We start from the raw sequence: 18,559 nt of genomic DNA on the forward strand, positions 1-18,559 counted from the left end.
CTGTTCGCGCGGCGATGATTCCCGCCGCGCGAGCGGGAATGCGCAGCGCGAACGGAAACGCGGCCCGGATACGCGCATCAGATGCTCGACGGGGATGCTCGACGCGGATGCCGGTGCGGATGCCGCCCGTCAGAAGCGGTCGGGCGACGGGGTGCCGTGGCCGTAGCGGATCACGACGTCCGCGTGACGATCGAACCGGTAGCCGACGCCTCGCACCGTGCGCACGATGTCCTCGTGGCGGCCGAGCTTGGCGCGCAGACGGCGCACGTGCACGTCGATGGTGCGCTCTCCGGGAACCTCGTCGTCGGTCGCCTGCCACAGGGCCGAGACCAGCTCGCTGCGCTCGATGGTGCGGCCCTCGCGCAGCACCAGGTACTGCAGCAGCTCGAACTCCTTGTAGGTGAACGCGGCGGACTCGCCGTCGAGCAGCACGCGCTTGCGGGAGATGTCGACGACGACACCGGACTCCTCGTCCTTCTCCTCCTCGACGGCGGCCTTCGCACGGGCGATGGCGCCGGGTTCGTGCAGCGCGAGTCGCACCACGTCGAGGTCGCGCCCGCCGGCAGACTGCGGTGCGAGCGCGACGGTGGCGTGGGTCTCGGCGCCAGGGGCGAGCTCGGCGAGGGTGCGCCGCAGCGCGTCGACGAGCAGCGGAAGGCTGACGCCGGCCTCTGCGGCCTTGATCTCGTCGATGCCGACGTAGAGGGCGAAGCCGCGCGGAGAGCGGATGGACGGCTGGTCTGCTGCGGCGTCTGCGCGGGAGACCACGCGGACGGGGGCGGTCACGGGACGCTCGAGAAGTGCAGTGTTCGACATGATGATGTCCTTGAGGGGATGCGAGCCTCGGGGCTCTGAATGCGTTGCACGGATGACCGGGATGAGCCGGTGGGGGATGAGCACGGAGGGTGGGTGCTCACAGACCCGTCCCCTGAAGATGAGGGGAGATGCGGGTCAGGAGGGGCGGTTGCGCCTTAGCAACACATTCGGCAACACATGCCAACGCGGCCGGCCATCATCATGCCGGCAGTCCCGTTCGCCTCCTGGGCGGACATGGGGCGTGCGTTGGTGGTCATGGGGGCGATTATTTCCCATCGTGACCCGCCATGTCAAAACGTGTCATTCCCTGATGCGTCACACGACGTAACGTTGAGATCGTGACATCGCCTGCCGAAGACCCCGAGTTCGTGTTGTCGGATGAGAAGGATGCCTCCAGATACACGCTCACACGCGACGGTGCGGTGGTCAGCGTGCTCGACTACAGGGATGACGGCCGCACGATCGTGCTGACCCGCGCGTTCACCATTCCCACGTTCCGCGGCAACGGGTACGCCGCACGGGTCGTGGCCGGAGCGGTGGCCGACATCGCCGCGCGCGGAGACCGCGAGGTGGACGCCGTCTGCTGGTACGTGGCCGACTGGTTCGACGCGCATCCCGAGCACGCCGGGCTGCTCAGAAGACGTTCATAACCTGTCGCATCCACGTCGGTGCGGCACGCCTCGGCTGCGATGTCGGCGGCCGTCCGTACGGTGTGAGTATGCGAATCCTGCACACCTCCGACTGGCACATCGGTCGCACGTTCCACGGGCATTCCACGCTCGCGGCACTGGCCGAGGTGCTCGAGGCGCTGGTGCGGCAGGTGCGCGAGAACAGTATCGACGTGGTGCTCGTCGCAGGCGACGTGTTCGACTCCGCCACCCCTGCCGCTGCGGCCTACACGCTGCTCGACGACGCACTGCTCGCACTGCACGAGACGGGCGCCACGGTCATCATGACCAGCGGCAACCACGACTCCGCCGCCAGGCTCGGCTTCCACTCCCGGCTGCTGCGCGACGGCATCCGCGTGCTCACCGACCCTCTCGCGATCTCCGCGCCGATCACCCTGCACGACGAGCACGGACCGGTCCACTTCTTCGGCATCCCCTACCTCGAGCCGGCGATCGTGCGTCGTCATTGGACGGATGCGGCGGGCGAGGGACCCGCGCTGCGCACTCAGGCGCAGACCATGCACCACGCCATGAGTCTGGTGCGCGAGGGAATCGCAGCCCATCAGGGGCGCTCCGTCGCGTTGGCGCACTGCTTCGCCGCCGGCGTCGATGCGACCTTGGGCCTGGAGCGCGAGGTGCGCCAGGGCGGGCTCGACGTTGTTCCGCTCGCTTCGTTCGATGGACCCGACTACGTCGCGCTCGGTCACATCCACGGTCGCCAGCAGCTCAGTGAGCGGGTGCACTACTCCGGCGCTCCGCTGCACTACAGCTTCGGCGAGCAGCACAAGGAGCGTGGCTCCTGGCTGGTCGAGCTCGACGCCGACGGCCTCGCCTCGACGGAGTGGCTGGCGCTGCCGGTGCCGAGGCGGCTGGTCACGCTGACGGGAACGCTCGACGAGATCCTCGGCGACGAGAACGTCGCCCTGCACGCCGACAGCTGGGTGTGCGCGGTGTACACCGACCCTCTGCCGCAGCATGAGCCGATGCGGCGGCTGCGGGCCAGGTTCCCGTTCTGCGCGCTGGTGCAGCATCAGCCCGAGCTCGCCGACGCTGCCGACGACCGCTCCTATTCTCAGAGACTGCGCACCGCAGTGACCGACGCCGAGCGCATCGAGGCGTTCCTCGTGCACGTGCGCGCCGGGCAGGGGGCGTCCGAGCGCGAGGCCGAGCTGATCCACGACGTGCTCGATGACCGCGTGCGTGCCGAGGCCCTCGTCTGATGCAGCTGCACCGGCTCGAGGTCGAGGGCTTCGGCCCCTTCCGCGAACGCCAGGTCGTGGATTTCGATGCCTTCGCCGATGACGGCATCTTCCTCATCGCCGGGCGCACCGGTGCGGGAAAGTCGAGCATCCTGGACGCCGTCTGCTTCGGGCTCTACGGGGGAGTGCCCCGGTACGACGGGGGCGAGAAGAGGTTGCGCAGCGATCACTGCCACCCCGACGAGCCGACCTCTGTGAGCGTCGAGTTCAGCACCGTCGCCGGCCGCTTCCGGGTGACCCGCTCACCCGCCTACGAGAGGCCGGCCAAACGGGGCGGCGGCATGACCACACAGGCACCTTCCGCCGCCCTCGACGAGCTGACCGACGCCGGCTGGGTGGGCAGGGCCGCGAGAGTGGTCGACGTCGCGCACGAACTCGATGAGATCCTGCAGCTCAGCCAGGAGCAGTTCCTGCAGGTCATCCTGCTGGCGCAGAACAGATTCGCCGACTTTCTCCTCGCCGACAGCAAGGAGCGCCAGGCGCTGCTGCGGCGATTGTTCGGCACCGAGCGATTCTCCGATTATCAGGTGCGCTTCGATGAACGGCGCCGCGCCGCCGAACAGGCGCTGAGCGGTCGCAGGGCCATGGTCGATGCGCGACTCGACGAGGCCGAGAGGCTGACGTCCGAGGCCGGGTTGTGGGGTGACGACGCCGAGGCGGGTCCCGACTCCGCCGATGCCCGTCTCGCGCGCCTGCGTCGTGCGATAGTGCGCGCCGATTACCAGGTCGAGCGATTCGGCACCGAACGCGCCGCCGCCGAGAAGCGCCTGGCCGAAGCAGATGCCGCGCTCGTCGACATCAAGGAGCGAAGGCAGGCGCAAGCCGAGCGGGATCGCGCGCGCGCGGCACTGGCCGCGCTCGAGGCGGAGGCTCCGGCGATCGCGGCCGACTCCTTGCGCCGCGATCGGGCGCGCGCCGCCGAGGGGCTGCGTGGGGTGATCGCCGCGGCCGAGCGGGCTGCGACCGCCCTCGAACGCGCCCGTCAGGCCGAATCCGACGCTGTCTCCGCCGCCGTTCAGGCGGGCGTCCCGCTTCTCGCGCGCCCGGAGGCGGATGCGGAGGGAGCGCCGCCGGAGTCGCAGTCGTCGCAGCTGCGCGATTGGGCATCCGAGCACACCCGCGAGAGCGGTGAATGGCAGCGCGCCCTCGAGCTGGAGAGCGAGATGTCACAGCGCGAGGCTCAGCTGGGCGCTGCGCGCGAGGCCGTGGAGACCGCTCTCGCCGTTCTCGCCGCGGTGGACGCCGAGCGCGACAGCCTGCCGAAGCAGCTCGGCGAGCTGACCGCTCGACGCGAGGCCGCACGTCGCGAAGCAGACCGCGTCGACGACGCCGCGCGTGCCGTCACCGGTGCGGAGGAGCGCCGCGCCGGGGCCGCCGACGTCGAGCGGCTGGCCGAAGAGTCCGCCGCCGCCGCACGTGCGGAGACCGAGGCCACGAGCGCCCACACCGATGCTCAGACCGCACTGACCGTGCTCCGCAGGCGACGGGATGCGGGGTGGGCTGGAGAGCTCGCGACAGCCCTCGTCGCAGGCGAACCCTGCGCAGTGTGCGGAGCGACGGATCACCCGGCGCCGGCCGAGCACGCCGACCCTGTCTCAGCTGCTGACATCGCCGCCGCCGAGGCGGCGAGGGATGCCGCAGCGAAGACGGAGCGGGCCGCGTCGCGGACGTTGAGCGCGGTGACCGCCGAGCATGCCGCAGCCCTCGCACGCGCAGGCGGACGCACCCTCGCCCAGGCCACCGAGGAACTCGAAGACGCGCGGCAGGCGCATGTCGCGGCCGTCGCTGCAGCCGAGCTCGCAGCGGAGCTGGAGGAAGAACTGCAGGAGGTCGTGCAGCGTGCAGGCGATCTCGACGACCGCCATGCCGCGGCATCCGAGACCCTGGGCGCGGCGCGCACCGCACTGAGCCTGTGCGAGCAGCGCTGCGCGGACGCCGAGGAGGCGATCCGCTCGGCTCGCGGTGAGCACACCACCGTGGCCGAGCGCCTGGCCGAGGCGAAGGACAGGATCGCCGCCGCCCACACCGCGGCCGATGCCATCGACGACGCATACGCCAAGGCGGTGGCCGCGAACGAGACCGCAGCCGAACGCGACGCCGCGCTCGCCTCCTCAGCCTTCGACGACTCCGCGGAGGTTCACACCGCGCTGCTGTCAGCGGCCGAGCTCACGGCGCTCGATGAGCGCATCCACGCCCACTCCGTACAGCGCGAGAAGGAGCGCTCCCTGCTGTTCGACCTCGAGCTGCGAACACTCCCCGAGGAGCCCATCGACATCGGTCCGACGGAGTCGGCGGCAGCCGACGCGCGGACCGCGTGGCTCGACGCGGTCGGCGCCGACACCCGTGCTCAGAACGTGCGAGCGAGCATCGTGGCGACCGTCGACGCAGCGGCCTCCGAACATGCGTCCTCAGCGGACGACGCTGCGGAGTTCGAGGTGATACGCGGCCTCGCCGACGCGCTCGCGGGGCGTGCAGGCAACACGCACAAGATGAACCTGGAGACGTTCGTACTCGCAGCCGAGCTTGAAGAGATCGTCGCATCGGCCAATGTGCGGCTTCGCGATATGTCCGCCGGCCGCTACGAGCTGCGCCACTCCGACGCGCTCGCCGCTCGGGGTGCGGCCTCGGGGCTGGGCATCGTCGTGTTCGACGCCTTCACGGGGCAGACCCGCCCTGCGAAGTCCCTCTCCGGCGGAGAGACGTTCCTCTCTTCGCTGGCGCTCGCGCTCGGGCTGGCCGAAGTGGTGACGGCGAGGGCCGGCGGAATCCGCCTCGACACCCTGTTCATCGATGAAGGCTTCGGTTCGCTCGACGCCGACACCCTGGACACCGCGATGCGCACGCTCGACGAGCTGCGCCAGGGCGGCCGTACGGTGGGAGTGATCAGTCACGTGGAGGCCATGCAGGAGCAGATCCCCGCTCAGCTCACCGTGCGCGCTCTTCCAGACGGACCCAGCGTGATCGATCAGCCGCGCGCGCCGCGCCGCTGATCAGAGCGAGTACTCGTCGCGCACCCGCTGCCACAGCTGTGCGCTGCAGGCCGCGACCACCTCGTCCCAGATCTGGGTGGCGCCGTCCTGCGCGCGGTCGGAAACGGCTCGCAGCACCCGGATCGGTACGCCGAACTGCTGCGATACCCAGATGTACGCGAAGGTCTCCATGTCGACCAGCACCCCTCCGAGACCGCGGATGCGGGCCACGGCATTCGCATCGTCGACGAAGATGTCACCGGTGGCGATGGTGTGTCCGTCGCGGCCGGTCTGCACGTGGGAGGGAAGTGAGACGTGCTGTCCGACGACGCCGTCGAGGTCCTGCACGTCGTGCTGGAGGGCGGCGCTGACCTCGTAGACGCCGGACTCCAGGTCGTCGTCCACCGCGCCGGCGGTTCCGACTACGAGCACCTCGTCGTAAGCGGCGGCATCAAGTGCACGGGTGAGTCCGTAGGCGGCCTTCAGCTTGCCCGGCCCCGTCACGAGGCGGTCGAATCCGGGGAGTTCGGCGGGAAAGGCCTGGAGCTCGGATTCAAGGGCGGCGACGAGAAGTTTCACGCATCCATCCTGACAGGTGGAGACTGGAAGCCCATCCTCAGGACGCGCCGACGAAGGAGACACCATGAGTATGCAGCAGCAGATCGCCGACGACCTGGGCGTTCGTGCCGACATCGATCCCGCGGCGGAGATCGAAGCGAGGATCGGCTTCCTCGTCGACTATCTGCGCGTCTCAGGTGCGAAGGGCTTCGTGCTCGGAGTCTCCGGCGGCCAGGACTCCACCCTCGCCGCCAGGCTCGCGCAGCTCGCCGTCGAACGGGTGCGCGCCGAAGGGGCGGAGGCGACCTTCGTCGGCGTGCGTCTGCCGTACCGTGTCCAGGCGGATGCCGCCGACGCGGAGGCGGCCCTCGACTTCATCGCCGGTGACCGGTCGATCGAGGTCAACATCCAGCATGGCGTCGACGGGATCGAGACCGACATCGAACAGGCAGGCGTGGGGGACATCAGTGACTTCAACCGCGGCAACATCAAGGCCCGTCTGCGCATGGTCACGCAGTACGCCCTGGGCGGGCACGAGGGGCTGCTCGTGATCGGCACCGATCATGCCGCCGAGGCGGTGACCGGCTTCTACACGAAGTTCGGCGACGGAGCGGCCGACATCCTGCCGCTCGCCGGACTCACCAAGCGGCAGGGACGCGCGATGCTGAAGCATCTGGGCGCGCCCGAGCGGCTCTATCTGAAGGTGCCGACCGCCGACCTGCTCGACGGTCAGCCCGGCCGTGCGGACGAGGATGAGCTGGGTCTGACCTACGAGCAGATCGACGACTACCTCGAGGGTGAAGAGGTCGCCGCCGACGTGGCCGCCCGCATCGAGTCGAGGTATCTGGCCACCAGGCACAAGAGGCACCTGCCGGTCACCCCGGCCGACAGCTGGTGGCGCTGAGCCCCTCGCGGCACGCCGCTCTTTCGCAGAGGTCTCCAGGCGTCGAGACCCTTCGCGGATTGACCGGGCGCCCGGTCGGGGATGTCCGTGCCCGCGGATAGTGTCGATGCAGGGCAAGAGAGAGGGGCGCCGTGCGGGTCATCGCAGCCGAGAATCGTGTGGTGTGGAGCGCCAGCGACCTGAAACTGGCGGCCGAATGCGAGTTCGCCTGGGCGCGAGCGCTCGACGCGAAACTCGGCAGGGTCCCCGCTGTCGAAGAGCCCGAAGACGCCACGCTGGCCCGCGCCGCCGAACTGGGCGACGTGCACGAACGCGCTGTGCTCGCCCAGTACATCGCCGACCTCGGCCGCGCGGTCGACGGAGGGCACGGTGTCGTCGAGCTGCCCAAGGTGTCTTCGGCGGACGCCGATGCGCTCGGCGAGGCCGTGGCCGAGACCGAGAGAGCGCTGCGCTCCGCAGCATCCGTCGTCTTCCAGGCCGCCTTCGCGACCGACGAGTTCGTCGGGTTCGCCGACTTTCTCCTGCGTGACGAACTGCTGCCAGGCGAGACCGACGGCCGCTGGCGGGTGCAGGACACGAAGCTCGCCCGCACCGCGCGCGTCACCGCCCTGATGCAGTTGGCGGCCTATGTCGACCAGCTGGATCGTCTCGGCATCCCGAGGGCCGACGAGGTGGACCTGATCCTCGGCGACGGGAGCGTCAGCACGCACCAAGTCTCCGACCTTCTGCCGCTCTTCCACGTGCGGCGCTCGCGCTTGCGTGCGCTCATCGCCGACCGTGACATCGACGCCGGAGCGTCCGGCGCCCCGCTCGCCTGGGGCGACGACCGCGGCGATCTGCAGATCAACGCGTGCGGCAGGTGCGCCACCTGCGACGAGCAGGTCACAGCGCACCGAGATCTGCTGCTCGTCGCTCGCATGCGACCCGTGCAGCGTCAGAGGTTGCGCGCCGACGGCGTGCTCACCATCGACGACCTCGCAGCCGCGCCCCAGGCGCCGGAGGGGATGAACCCCGACACCTTCTCCGCGCTGCGCGCCCAGGCGCGGCTTCAGCTGGGGGCGCCCGCCGATGCGCATGACGCTCCGCCGTTCGAGCTCGTCTCGCCCAATGCGATCGGACTGATGCCTCGCCCCAGCCGCGGCGACATCTTCTTCGACTTCGAGGGTGATCCGCTGTACACCGAACCCGTCGGAGGCTCGGGTGAAAGCCCGAGCTGGGGCATCGACTACCTGTTCGGCTGGATCGACAACGCCGAACAGTACACCGCCCTGTGGGCGCACAGCTTCGCCGACGAGAAGCAGGCGCTGCTGGACTTCCTTGCCTTCGTCAAGCTGCGCCGCCAGACGCATCCCGACATGCATATCTACCATTACGCGCCGTACGAGGTGACGCACCTCTCGGCTATGGCAGCACGGCATGGAGTGGGCGAGGCGGATGTCGACCGGCTGCTGCGCGAGGGCGTCTTCGTTGACCTGTACCCGATCGTCCTGCGCTCGGTGCGGGTCGGGTCGCGTTCCTACTCGATCAAGAAGCTCGAGCCGCTGTACATGGGCGACGAGGTGCGTACGAGCGACGTGCAGAAGGGCGACGACTCGATCGTCAAGTACGTGCAGGCGCGCACGCTCCTCGCAGCGGGGGCGGATGCCGAGGCGCGCAGCGTCCTCGACGATCTCGCCGACTACAACCGTTACGACTGCGTCTCGACGCGGAGGCTGCGCGACTGGCTCATCGGGCTGGCCCGCCAGGAGGGGGTGCTGCCGGCGCCGCCCGACGACCCGGAGACCCGCGCGTACGAGCCGTCACCGCTGAGCCTGGCTCTGCAGGCTGAGGCGCAGCACGCCGAGCGCGTGGGTCGCGACGGGGAGGTCTTCCGGGTCGCGGCCGCGGCGATCGACTACTTCCCGCGCGAGGCCAAGAGTTTCTGGCAGGGTCATTTCCAGCGACTGCGCGAACCCGCGTCCATCTGGGAATCGACGAGGGACGTGCTGCGCATCGATCCCGCAGTCAGCGGCGTCGATGAGGACTGGGGCATCGCTGAGGGGCAGCGGACGCAGACACGCATCCTGCGCCTGCGCGGAGAGGTGGCCCCTGGCAGCACGCTCGGAGTGGGCGGTCGACCGTTCGCGCTGTACGGCGTTCCCGCGCCCTTCGACGCGAATACGCCGTCGCGGGTGATCCACGTGCCGCACGAGGTCGAGATCGTCGGGGTCCTCGATGACGGCTACCTCGTGCGCGAACGCACGGTGCAGGGCCAGATCTGGGACGAGCTGCCCGTGGCCCTGGCGCCGGCCGCCCCGCCCAACGTCGCCTCGCAGCAGGGAGCCATCGAGGAGTGGGCGGCCACCGTGCATCAGGCTGCGCCCGGGTTCCCTGAAGACGCCGCATCCGACATCCTGCGTCGCTCCGTACCACGCACCCTTTCCGGCGCACCGCTGCCGCCGGCGGGCGACGACAAGATCGACGCGATCGTGCGCGGCGTCCTCGACCTCGATCGCAGCTACGTCGCGGTGCAGGGGCCTCCCGGCACGGGCAAGACCTACACCGGGTCGCAGGTGATCGCACGGCTCGTGCGCGAGCATGGCTTCACCGTCGGCGTCGTTGCACAGTCGCACGCCATCGTCGAGAACCTGCTCGATCGGGTCGTCGCCGACGGTGTGCCCGCGTCACAGGTCGCCAAGGCGCCGAAGAACGGCGACGACGCCGAGCGCTCCTACACTTCGCTGCGGAAGGACGGCATGGCCGCCTTCCTCTCCGAGCACGAAGGCGAGGGCGCCGTCGTCGGCGGCACGGCCTGGGATTTCAGCAACACGCGGCGCGTAGACCGTCAGGGCCTCGACCTGCTCGTCATCGACGAAGCCGGCCAGTTCTCGCTCGCCTCGACGATCGCCGTCGCGGCCGGCGCCAAGCGACTGCTGCTGCTCGGTGATCCGCAGCAGCTGCCGCAGGTGAGTCAGGGAACGCATCCCGAGCCGGTGGACACCTCCGCCCTCGGCTGGGTCATGGCGGGCGCAGCCGTGATCGACCCCGCACACGGCTACTTCCTCGACCGTTCATGGCGCATGCACCCCGCCGTCGCAGCACCGGTCTCGACCCTGTCCTACGCCGGACAGCTCTCCTCCGAGCCCTGCACCGAGGAGCGGATCGTCGAGGGCATCGAGCCCGGGCTGCACGTGCTGCCGGTGCGGCACCGCGGCAATGCCACGCAGTCTCCCGAAGAGGCTGCAGAGGTCGTCCGCATCGTCCGTGACCTGCTCGGCCGGACGTACCGCGACGGGGACGCCGTCCCTCGCCCCCTCGGCGAGGGAGACATCATCGTGGTCGCACCGTACAACGCGCAGAAGCAGCTCATCCACGACGAGCTCGAGGCCGCCGGTTTCGGGGGTGTGGCGGTCGGCACCGTCGACAACTTCCAGGGCAAGGAGGCGGTCGTGTCGATCACGTCGCTTGCGGCATCCAGCGGGCGCGACGCACCGCGCGGCCCCGAGTTCCTGCTGCTGCAGAACCGGCTGAACGTGGCCATCTCCCGTGCGAAGAGCGTGGCCTACCTCATCCACTCGCCGGCGCTGCTGGACGACCTGCCCTGGACTCCCGAGGGCGTCGCGCGGCTCAGCGCCTTCGCGCGACTGGTCGGTGCGGACAGGGTTTGACGACACGCCCCATCACGGTGCTACGTTGCTAGCATGCACTCGCTCGATGACGTCCTCCGCGCCTCGGCGGCCTGGGTCTGGTTCCCGCGTGGATGCGAACAGCACAGAGCGGAGCTGCAGCTGGTCCGCTACCCGGCGCGCTTCGGTGGAGGCGTCAAAGCCTCTCAGGTCGACTCGGCGCTGGATGCTGCGGCGGTTCTCGACCATGCGATCGAGCAGACCCGTTCTTGGGGCGAGTCGCGGCTGACCTTCTGGACCAACGCATCCGACCGGCCCGATCTTGAGGCCGAGCTCCGCCGCCGCGGTGCCGAGCACATCGACACGGTGGCGGTGCTCGCCCGCCCCGTCGCAGGAGATCCGATCGACGTCCCTGCGGGAGTGTCGGCCGAGATCGTACGCACCGTGGACCAGGTCCGCGAGGTCGACGCGATCAACGTCCCGGTGTGGGAGCAGGAGCCGCTCGACGAGGACGGCCTGCGCGACGAGCACGCCGAGGTGACGACCGGACTGATCGAGGGGCAGGGGGCGCGCGTAATCGCCCGGATCGACGGTGCCGCCGTCAGCACCGGCGGCTGCACGATGGCGGACGGCTTCGTGCGGCTCTGGGGCGCGGCCACGCTGCCGGAGGCGCGAGGGAAGGGCGCCTATCGCGCGGTGCTCGCCGAACGGCTGCGCATCGGCGCGGCGCTCGGCGCCAGGACCGCGCTCGTGAAGGGCCGGGTCACGACGTCCGCGCCGATCCTGCAGCGCGCCGGGTTCGAACACCTCGGAGACGAGCGCGGCTACACGTTGATCGTCTGAGCGCTCACCGGAGTCGCAGCGTCCGCAGCATCCATCGATGCCGCCCAGGCTCCGATCAGACGGTGCCGTAGAGCCGGTCGCCGGCGTCGCCGAGACCGGGGACGATATAGCCCTTCTCGTTCAGGCCCTCGTCGAGAGCGCCCAGCACGAGAGTGACGTCCTGGTCGCCGACGAGCTCCTCGATCGCTGCGACGCCCTCCGGCGTGCCCAGCAGGCAGATCGCTGTGACATCCTTGGCGCCGCGGTCGAAGAGGAACTGGATCGCAGCGCCGAGCGAACCGCCGGTTGCCAGCATCGGGTCGATCGCGAAGCACTGGCGGTCGCTGAGGTCATCTGGCAGTCGCTCGGCATAGGTGGTCGGCTCGAACGTCTCCTCATCGCGCACCATGCCGAGGAAGCCGACCTCGGCCGTGGGGATCAGCTTGACCAGGCCCTCCAGCATCCCGAGTCCCGCGCGCAGGATCGGCACGACGATCGGGCGAGGCTCGGCGATCTTCACCCCCATGGTCTTGGTGACGGGCGTCTGGATCTCGACGGGCGCCACCTTCACGCCGCGGGTCGCCTCATAGGCGAGAAGCGTCACGAGCTCCTCGGTGAGCTGACGGAACACGGGCGACGGTGTCTTCTCATCACGCAGCACCGTGAGCTTGTGGGTGATGAGAGGGTGGTCGGCCACATGAACGCGCATGGATACAGGCTACTTGGCTCGGGACGCATCTCGTACAGCGGGCTAGGCTCGACCGTCGGGAGGTTCCATGAACGCGGCAGACGGCAGGGCGATGGGTCGAGCACTGGAGCTCGCCGCCGAGGCCGGCGCGGAGGGCGACGTGCCGGTCGGCGCGGTCGTGCTCGATCCGACCGGGAGGATCGTCGGTGAGGGGCGGAACCTGCGCGAGCAGAGCCATGACCCGACGGGGCACGCCGAGATCGTGGCGTTGCGCGCCGCGGCGGCGTCGCTCGGCTCGTGGAACCTGGAAGGGCACACGCTCGTCGTCACCCTCGAACCGTGCGTCATGTGCGCGGGGGCCGTCCTGCAGTCGCGGATCGGCCGGGTGGTCTTCGGCGGCTGGGACGACAAGGCCGGGGCGGCCGGGTCCATGTACGACGTGCTGCGCGACAGGCGGCTTCCCTACCGCGCCGAGGTCGTCGGCGGGGTGCAGGCGGATGCAGCAGCAACCCTGCTGCGTGACTTCTTCGAATCCCGTCGCTGACGTTCCGACTTCCACCCGGCTTGCACCGGCCGCGGATCGGCTCAGTCGGCCGACTTCAGGACGAAGACGTCCGTGGGGGGAGCGGGGTCGATGCCGGGCCGGTAGACATCGGGCTCGATGTAGATCGAGGATGCCGCAGGCACCGCGGCGCGGATGCGCGTCTTGATCACGTCGATCTGGTCGGCTGCGGCGCGCACCGTGACGTCGTCGACGAGGGCGACCTTGGCGGCGATGAGCAGATCGTCGGAGTCGAGCTGAAGCGTGCGGAGCTGGATGATCTTCTGCACGCCGTCGCAGCCGATGATGGCGTCGACGATCAGCCCGTAGTCGTCTTCCGACGCCGAAGGTGTCTGATTGCTGTCACCCGATGCGCTCATGCCGCGAGTCTACGCGGCCACGGCCCGAGAGGAGCCGCGACCCCCTGACGCCGAGCGACTTCCTAGGATGCGGCGGAGCGAGTTCCTAGGATGGAGGGATGGCCGATTCACTCGCTCGTTCCTCGGTTCCGACCTCCACCACACTGCCGGCGTTGGCGTTCCTCGGTGCGGGGTCGATGGGAGGCGCGATCCTTCAGGGCGTGGTCGCGTCCGGCATCCGGCATGGCGGCATCGTCGCGACCAATCGCTCGGCCGAGAAGGCGCAGACGCTCGCGGGTGTCGACGGCGTGCGCAGCATCGCGCTCGCCGACGATCCGGCGGGGAACACGGATGCCGCCGCATCGGCGCGCATCGTGCTCGTGGGCGTGAAGCCGGCGATGGTTCCCGACCTGCTGCGCGAGATCGCCCCCGTCCTGCGCGATGATGCGATCGTCGTGAGCCTGGCCGCCGGTGTGACGCTCGCCACTTTCGCCGACGCGCTGGGGGAGCGGGCCAGCACGATCCGCTCGATGCCGAATACTCCAGCCACCGTCGGCAAAGCGGTCACCGGCATCGCGGCGGGACCCGCCGCGTCCGCAGAGGATGTCGCGCTCGTCCGCGCACTGTTCGAGACCGTGGGCGCCGTCATCGAGTTGCCCGAATCGCAGATCGACCCGCTGTCCACCGTCTCCGGATCGGGCCCCGCCTACGTGTTCCTGCTCATCGAGGAACTGACCAAGGCCGCCGTCGGCATGGGATTCTCGGAGGGCGATGCGCGCCTCATGGCAGAGCAGACGTTCATCGGGGCATCCGCTCTGCTCGCCGCATCCGGTGAGGATCCGGCAGAGCTGCGCCGTCGCGTGACGAGCCCCAAGGGCACCACCGAGCGTGCCGTGGCCGTGCTGCAGGAGGCGCGGCTCGACGACGTGTTCGCGCGCGCGACCGCAGCGGCGCTCGCCCGCGCCAGGGAGCTCGCCGCCGGCGGCTGAGCTCAGCGGTCGAGGCCGGCGAAGCGCTCGATGTCGCTGTTCGTGCCCGACACAATGATCAGATCGTGGTTGGTGACCACGGTGGTGGCCTCGGCATAGCGGAAGGGCTTGCCCGGACTCTTCACACCCACCACGGTCACGTTGTACTTGGTGCGCACACCGGACTCGTTCAACCCGATGCCGCGGATGAACTTCGGCGGGTACATCTTGGCCAGCACGAAGTCGTCGTCGAAGCGGATGAAGTCGAGCATCCGCCCGCTGACGAGGTGCGCGACGCGCTCGCCGGCCTCGCGCTCGGGATAGATGACGTGGTTGGCGCCGACGCGGGCGAGGATCTTGCCGTGCGACTGCGAGACGGCCTTCGCCCAGATCTGCGGCACCTTGAGGTCGACGAGGTTCGCGGTGATCAGCACGGACGCCTCGATCAGTGAACCGACGGCGACGACCGCGACCTGGAAGTCCTGGGCGCCGATCTGCCTCAGGGCGTCGATGTTGCGCGCATCGGCCTGCACGGTGTGGGTGACCCGCTCTGACCACTTCTGCACCAGGCCGAGGTCCTCGTCGATCGCGAGCACCTCGCGGTCGAGCCGGTCGAGCTCCCCGGCGCACGCCGCGCCGAAGCGTCCGAGTCCGATGACGAGCACCGGGGCGTCGCCCCGCACCATCTCAACCAACGATCGGCCTTTCGACGGGCAGCGAGTACAGCTGCGAACGGGAGGTCGCGGCGACCGCCGCGGCGAGAGTCACTGTACCAACGCGGCCCATGAAGATGGTCACGGCCATCACGTAGCTGGCGGAGTCGGGCAGCTCGGCGGTCAGGCCGGAGGTGAGCCCGACGGTGCCGAAGGCGGAGATCACGTCGAACAGCACGTCGATGATGTCGGCCTTCGTGATCTGGGCGATGATCACGGTCGACACGGCGACGATCGTTGCGCCCCACGCGACGACCGAGAGCGCGACGCGCTGCACATCGGAGGGGATGCGGCGGCCGAAGGCCTCGACCGACTGGCGCCCCTTCGCCTCCGACCAGACGGCGATGGCCAGCACCGCGAGCGTCGTCACCTTGATGCCGCCGGCGGTGGATGCGGAACCGCCGCCCACGAACATGAGCATGCAGGCGACCAGCATCGAGGAGCCGTTCAGGTCGGCCATGTCGATCACGTTGAAGCCGCCCGAACGGGTCATCGCCGAGAGGAAGAGCGCGTTCATCGTCGTCTCGCCGGCGTCCATCGAGCCGAACGTGACGGGATTGTCGAACTCCAGCAGGAGGAAGACCCCGGCGCCGGCCACGAACAGCAGAGCCGTCGTGATGAGCGTGAGTTTGGTGTGCAGCGACCAGCGCTTCACGTGCCAGGCGTGCTTGGCGAGCGTGTAGATGACGGGGAAGCCGATGCTGCCCAGGAAGACGCTGATCATCAGGATGGTCAGCACGAGGTAGTCATCGGCGAAGACGGTCACTCCGCCGGCGTTCGGCGTGAAGCCGGTGTTCGTGAACGACATCGCGGCGTAGTACGGCGCCTCCCACAGAGCGGCGAACGGGTCGATGCCGGTCCAGATGAGCGCGGGGTACAGCAGCACGGCGACCACGCCCTCGATCACCAGCGTCGACAGCGCGACGGTGGTCAGCAGCTGGCCGACCTCTCCCAATCGCACGGTCTGGCTCTCGTTGACCGGGCCGCCGTGGGCGCGCATCGGGTTGGTGTCACCGGCGGCGAGGAGCTTCGCGCGCAGACCCAGCCGCTTGGAGATGACCAGGCCCATCAGCGAGGCGAGGGTCAGCACGCCCATACCGCCGATGTTCACGCCGATGAAGATCAGCACGTTGCCGAACGGCGACCAGTGGCTGCTCATGTCGACCGTGGAGAGTCCGGTGACGCAGATGGTCGACATCGCGGTGAAGAGCGCGTCGCTCAGCGGCGTGACCGTGCCCGAAGCCGAGGAGATGGGCAGGGAGAGCAGTGCGGTGAACAGCAGGATCAGCGCGGCGAAGATGACGATCACGAAGCGCGAGGGCGACGATGTCACCACGTGCCGGACCGAGTGCCCCAGCCGCCCGAACCCGCCGCCGGGGGCGGACGCCGACATCATGCCCGACATCGTCCTCCCTCAGTCAACCGCCGACGACCTTTCACCGAACCTCCGTCATGGTACTCCGCCCGCGCGCCGACTACCCTGATGGCATGACCGACATCTTCGACGTGATCGCGGACGGCACGAGGCGGGACATCCTGCAGCTCCTGCTGGGCCGCTCGACGGAGAGCGATGCCGGCACGAGCGTGACCGAGATCGTCAGCGAACTCGGCATCAGCCAGCCGACGGTGTCGAAGCATCTGAAGGTGCTGCGCGATGCAGAGCTGGTGACGGTGCGCGAAGACGGCCAGCGTCGGTTCTACAGCCTGTCGGTGGCTCCGCTCGAGACGGTCGACGACTGGCTGGTGCCGTTCCTCGTGGATGCGTACGGCGATCAGGCGCCCGACATCGACATCCCGTTCGCACCGCTGCCCGACGGAGCCGCGCACGCGGCCGAGGTGGTCGGCCGCGCCGCGGCATCCGCAAAGCACGTGATGGCGAACGCGTTCAAGCGTCGCTGAACGTCACCGTCTTCCCGCCTTGCGGCGGAAGAGCCACGCGCCCCACGCCACGGCGATGGCGAGGATGAGCACGCACCAGATCACGGCCCAGACCGGCTCCGAGTCGACCGTCGACCCCATCAGAAGCGAACGGATGCTTTCGACGATGGGAGTGATCGGCTGATGCTCGGCGACCGGGCGCAGCCAGTCCGGCATGCTCTCGACGGGCACGAAGGCGCTCGAGAGGTAGGGCAGGAACAGCAGGACGAAGCCGTAGCCGTTCGCGCCCTCGGGCGAGCCCGCGGCGAGACCGATGGCGGCGAAGAGATACGTGATCGCCAGGATGTAGAGGGCGATCAGCGCGGCCGTCAGTACCCACTCGCCCGGAGTCGCGGTGGGCCGGAAGCCGACGAGCACGCCGACGCCGATCACGATCGCGGTCGCCACGAGGTTCCGGATGAGGCTCGCCACGACGTGGCCGGTGAGCACGGCACCTGCACGCAGCGGCATGGTGCGGAAGCGGTCGATGATGCCGGTGCGCATGTCGTTGGCGACATAGACGGCCGTGGAGGCCGCGCCGAATCCGGCGCAGGTGAGGATGATGCCGGGCACGACGTAGTCGACGTAGGCGCCGGAGGGGTCGATCGCCCCGCCGAAGACCCAGGTGAACATGAGCATGAGCATCACGGGCAGCATGATCGCCATGAGCAGCGATTCGCCGTCGCGGATCGAGTGGCGCAGGCTGCGGCCGACGAAGACGAGCTCGGCGGTGGCGCCGCGCAGCCGCGGGCGGGCTGCGGGGACGGAGGGCGCCGTCGGCGCGGTGGTGATGGCGGTCATGCGGACTCCTTGGCGGATGCGGCGCCGACGAGACGGTCGGCGCGGGAACGGTCGGATTCGGTCAGTGCGAGGAACACGTCGTCGAGGGTCGGGCGGTGCAGCGTCACGGTTCCCTTCGCGCCCTGTTCGTCGAGCTGATCGAGGGCTCGGCGCAGATCGGACAGCGTTCCGTCGGTCGGGATCCGTCGCAGCAACTCACCGGCTTCGTCATGGACCTCGACCGTGTCTCCGCCGACGCGGGCCTTCAGCTCGGTCGCGGTGCCGAGCGCGGCGATGCGCCCGTCGTGCAGCACGGCGATACGGTCTGCCAGCTGATCGGCCTCTTCGAGGTACTGCGTGGTGAGGAACACCGTGGTGCCGGCATCCGCCAGAGAGCGGATGATCTGCCACAGGTCGCGGCGGCTTCTTGTGTCGAGGCCTGTCGTGGGCTCGTCGAGGTACAGCACCTCGGGGGTCACGACGAAGCTGAGCGCAAGATCGAGTCTGCGCCGCATGCCTCCGGAGTAGGTGCGCACCAGGCGGGAGGCGGCTTCGGTGAGCCCGAATCGCTCGATGAGCTCTGCTGAGCGACGCTTCGCGGCTCGTGGAGTCAGGCCGGAGAGCCTTGCGAACATCACGACGTTCTCGGTGGCGGTCAGCGCGTCGTCCACGGCAGCCGATTGGCCGGTGAGGCTGATCCGCTGCTGGACGGCGACGGGATGGGTGCGCACGTCGAATCCGGCGACGTGCACCGAGCCCGAGTCCGCTCGCGTGAGCGTGGTGAGGATGTTGATGGTCGTCGTCTTGCCCGCCCCGTTGGGGCCGAGCAGAGCGAAGACCTCTCCGCGGGCGACCGTGAGGTCGATCCCGTCGATGACGGTGTGATCGCCGAAGCGCTTGCGGAGGTCCCTGACGTCGATCGCGACTGCGGTCATGGGTCTTGTCCTTTCTGTGGAGGTCATAAACTGTGTATGCCAGATACAATTGTGTAT

17 protein-coding genes are annotated in these 18,559 nt (G+C 69.3%); 9 read left to right on the top strand and 8 right to left on the bottom strand.

Translation table 11 applies throughout. The features are described 5' to 3' along the window. Nucleotides 1-129: 129 nt before the first annotated feature. The gene (locus tag RIN43_RS03705) at nucleotides 130-816 is read right to left on the bottom strand and encodes a winged helix-turn-helix domain-containing protein (RefSeq protein ID WP_309127532.1); all 687 of its coding nucleotides are present in this window, start codon (nucleotides 814-816) and stop codon (nucleotides 130-132) included. A gap of 338 nt (nucleotides 817-1,154) precedes the next feature. Here RIN43_RS03705 and RIN43_RS03710 point away from each other — a divergent pair, with 338 nt between their 5' ends. The 3 genes from RIN43_RS03710 (at nucleotide 1,155) to RIN43_RS03720 (ending at nucleotide 5,733) form a co-directional block, all read left to right on the top strand. Further along, a complete protein-coding gene (locus tag RIN43_RS03710) occupies nucleotides 1,155-1,466 on the top strand; it encodes an N-acetyltransferase (protein WP_309127533.1) in 312 nt (103 codons plus the stop codon). Between the two features lie 68 nt (nucleotides 1,467-1,534). After that, nucleotides 1,535-2,704, top strand: coding sequence for an exonuclease SbcCD subunit D (locus tag RIN43_RS03715; protein WP_309127534.1), 1,170 nt, complete (start codon nucleotides 1,535-1,537; stop codon nucleotides 2,702-2,704). Beyond that, nucleotides 2,704-5,733 carry an SMC family ATPase gene (locus tag RIN43_RS03720; protein WP_309127535.1) on the top strand — a complete coding sequence of 1,010 codons (3,030 nt, stop codon included), beginning with the start codon at nucleotides 2,704-2,706 and terminating at the stop codon, nucleotides 5,731-5,733. Before RIN43_RS03715 ends, RIN43_RS03720 begins: the two co-directional genes overlap by 1 nt. On the opposite strand, the gene RIN43_RS03725 is transcribed toward RIN43_RS03720, so the two are convergent. Continuing rightward, the gene (locus RIN43_RS03725) at nucleotides 5,734-6,291 is read right to left on the bottom strand and encodes a nucleoside phosphorylase (RefSeq protein ID WP_309127536.1); all 558 of its coding nucleotides are present in this window, start codon (nucleotides 6,289-6,291) and stop codon (nucleotides 5,734-5,736) included. A gap of 64 nt (nucleotides 6,292-6,355) precedes the next feature. Here RIN43_RS03725 and nadE point away from each other — a divergent pair, with 64 nt between their 5' ends. From nadE to RIN43_RS03740, 3 genes are all read left to right on the top strand, one after another. Further along, nucleotides 6,356-7,174, top strand: coding sequence for an ammonia-dependent NAD(+) synthetase (nadE, locus tag RIN43_RS03730; RefSeq protein WP_309127537.1), 819 nt, complete (start codon nucleotides 6,356-6,358; stop codon nucleotides 7,172-7,174). A 131-nt stretch (nucleotides 7,175-7,305) separates the two neighbouring features. Further along, on the top strand, nucleotides 7,306-10,821 hold the full coding sequence (locus tag RIN43_RS03735) for a TM0106 family RecB-like putative nuclease (protein WP_309127538.1): 3,516 nt from the start codon (nucleotides 7,306-7,308) through the stop codon (nucleotides 10,819-10,821). 33 nt (nucleotides 10,822-10,854) lie between these two features. After that, entirely contained in the window at nucleotides 10,855-11,622 is a 768-nt protein-coding gene (locus tag RIN43_RS03740; protein ID WP_309127539.1) for a hypothetical protein, read from the top strand. Nucleotides 11,623-11,677: 55 nt separating this feature from the next. On the opposite strand, the gene upp is transcribed toward RIN43_RS03740, so the two are convergent. Further along, a complete protein-coding gene (gene upp, locus RIN43_RS03745) occupies nucleotides 11,678-12,310 on the bottom strand; it encodes a uracil phosphoribosyltransferase (protein WP_309127540.1) in 633 nt (210 codons plus the stop codon). A gap of 67 nt (nucleotides 12,311-12,377) precedes the next feature. Here upp and tadA point away from each other — a divergent pair, with 67 nt between their 5' ends. Further along, nucleotides 12,378-12,833 carry a tRNA adenosine(34) deaminase TadA gene (gene tadA / locus RIN43_RS03750; RefSeq protein ID WP_309127541.1) on the top strand — a complete coding sequence of 152 codons (456 nt, stop codon included), beginning with the start codon at nucleotides 12,378-12,380 and terminating at the stop codon, nucleotides 12,831-12,833. A gap of 41 nt (nucleotides 12,834-12,874) precedes the next feature. Here tadA and RIN43_RS03755 read toward each other — a convergent pair whose 3' ends face one another. After that, nucleotides 12,875-13,210, bottom strand: coding sequence for a hypothetical protein (locus tag RIN43_RS03755; protein WP_309127542.1), 336 nt, complete (start codon nucleotides 13,208-13,210; stop codon nucleotides 12,875-12,877). 98 nt (nucleotides 13,211-13,308) lie between these two features. Here RIN43_RS03755 and proC point away from each other — a divergent pair, with 98 nt between their 5' ends. After that, nucleotides 13,309-14,178 (top strand): pyrroline-5-carboxylate reductase, encoded by an 870-nt coding sequence (proC, locus tag RIN43_RS03760; RefSeq protein WP_309127543.1) that lies wholly within the window; start codon nucleotides 13,309-13,311, stop codon nucleotides 14,176-14,178. Nucleotides 14,179-14,180: 2 nt separating this feature from the next. On the opposite strand, the gene RIN43_RS03765 is transcribed toward proC, so the two are convergent. Then, nucleotides 14,181-14,843, bottom strand: a complete 663-nt coding sequence (locus tag RIN43_RS03765; protein ID WP_375163703.1) for a potassium channel family protein — start codon at nucleotides 14,841-14,843, stop codon at nucleotides 14,181-14,183. Between the two features lies 1 nt (nucleotide 14,844). Further along, nucleotides 14,845-16,263, bottom strand: coding sequence for a TrkH family potassium uptake protein (locus RIN43_RS03770; protein WP_375163704.1), 1,419 nt, complete (start codon nucleotides 16,261-16,263; stop codon nucleotides 14,845-14,847). Between the two features lie 95 nt (nucleotides 16,264-16,358). Here RIN43_RS03770 and RIN43_RS03775 point away from each other — a divergent pair, with 95 nt between their 5' ends. Then, on the top strand, nucleotides 16,359-16,769 hold the full coding sequence (locus tag RIN43_RS03775) for a metalloregulator ArsR/SmtB family transcription factor (RefSeq protein WP_309127546.1): 411 nt from the start codon (nucleotides 16,359-16,361) through the stop codon (nucleotides 16,767-16,769). A 3-nt stretch (nucleotides 16,770-16,772) separates the two neighbouring features. On the opposite strand, the gene RIN43_RS03780 is transcribed toward RIN43_RS03775, so the two are convergent. Continuing rightward, entirely contained in the window at nucleotides 16,773-17,588 is an 816-nt protein-coding gene (locus RIN43_RS03780; protein WP_309127547.1) for an ABC transporter permease, read from the bottom strand. Then, nucleotides 17,585-18,502, bottom strand: a complete 918-nt coding sequence (locus RIN43_RS03785) for an ATP-binding cassette domain-containing protein (protein ID WP_309127548.1) — start codon at nucleotides 18,500-18,502, stop codon at nucleotides 17,585-17,587. The genes RIN43_RS03780 and RIN43_RS03785 overlap by 4 nt, the downstream gene beginning before the upstream one ends. Between the last annotated feature and the right edge of the window lie 57 nt (nucleotides 18,503-18,559).

Source organism: Microbacterium sp., from assembly GCF_031178445.1.
Lineage (GTDB): Bacteria > Actinomycetota > Actinomycetes > Actinomycetales > Microbacteriaceae > Microbacterium.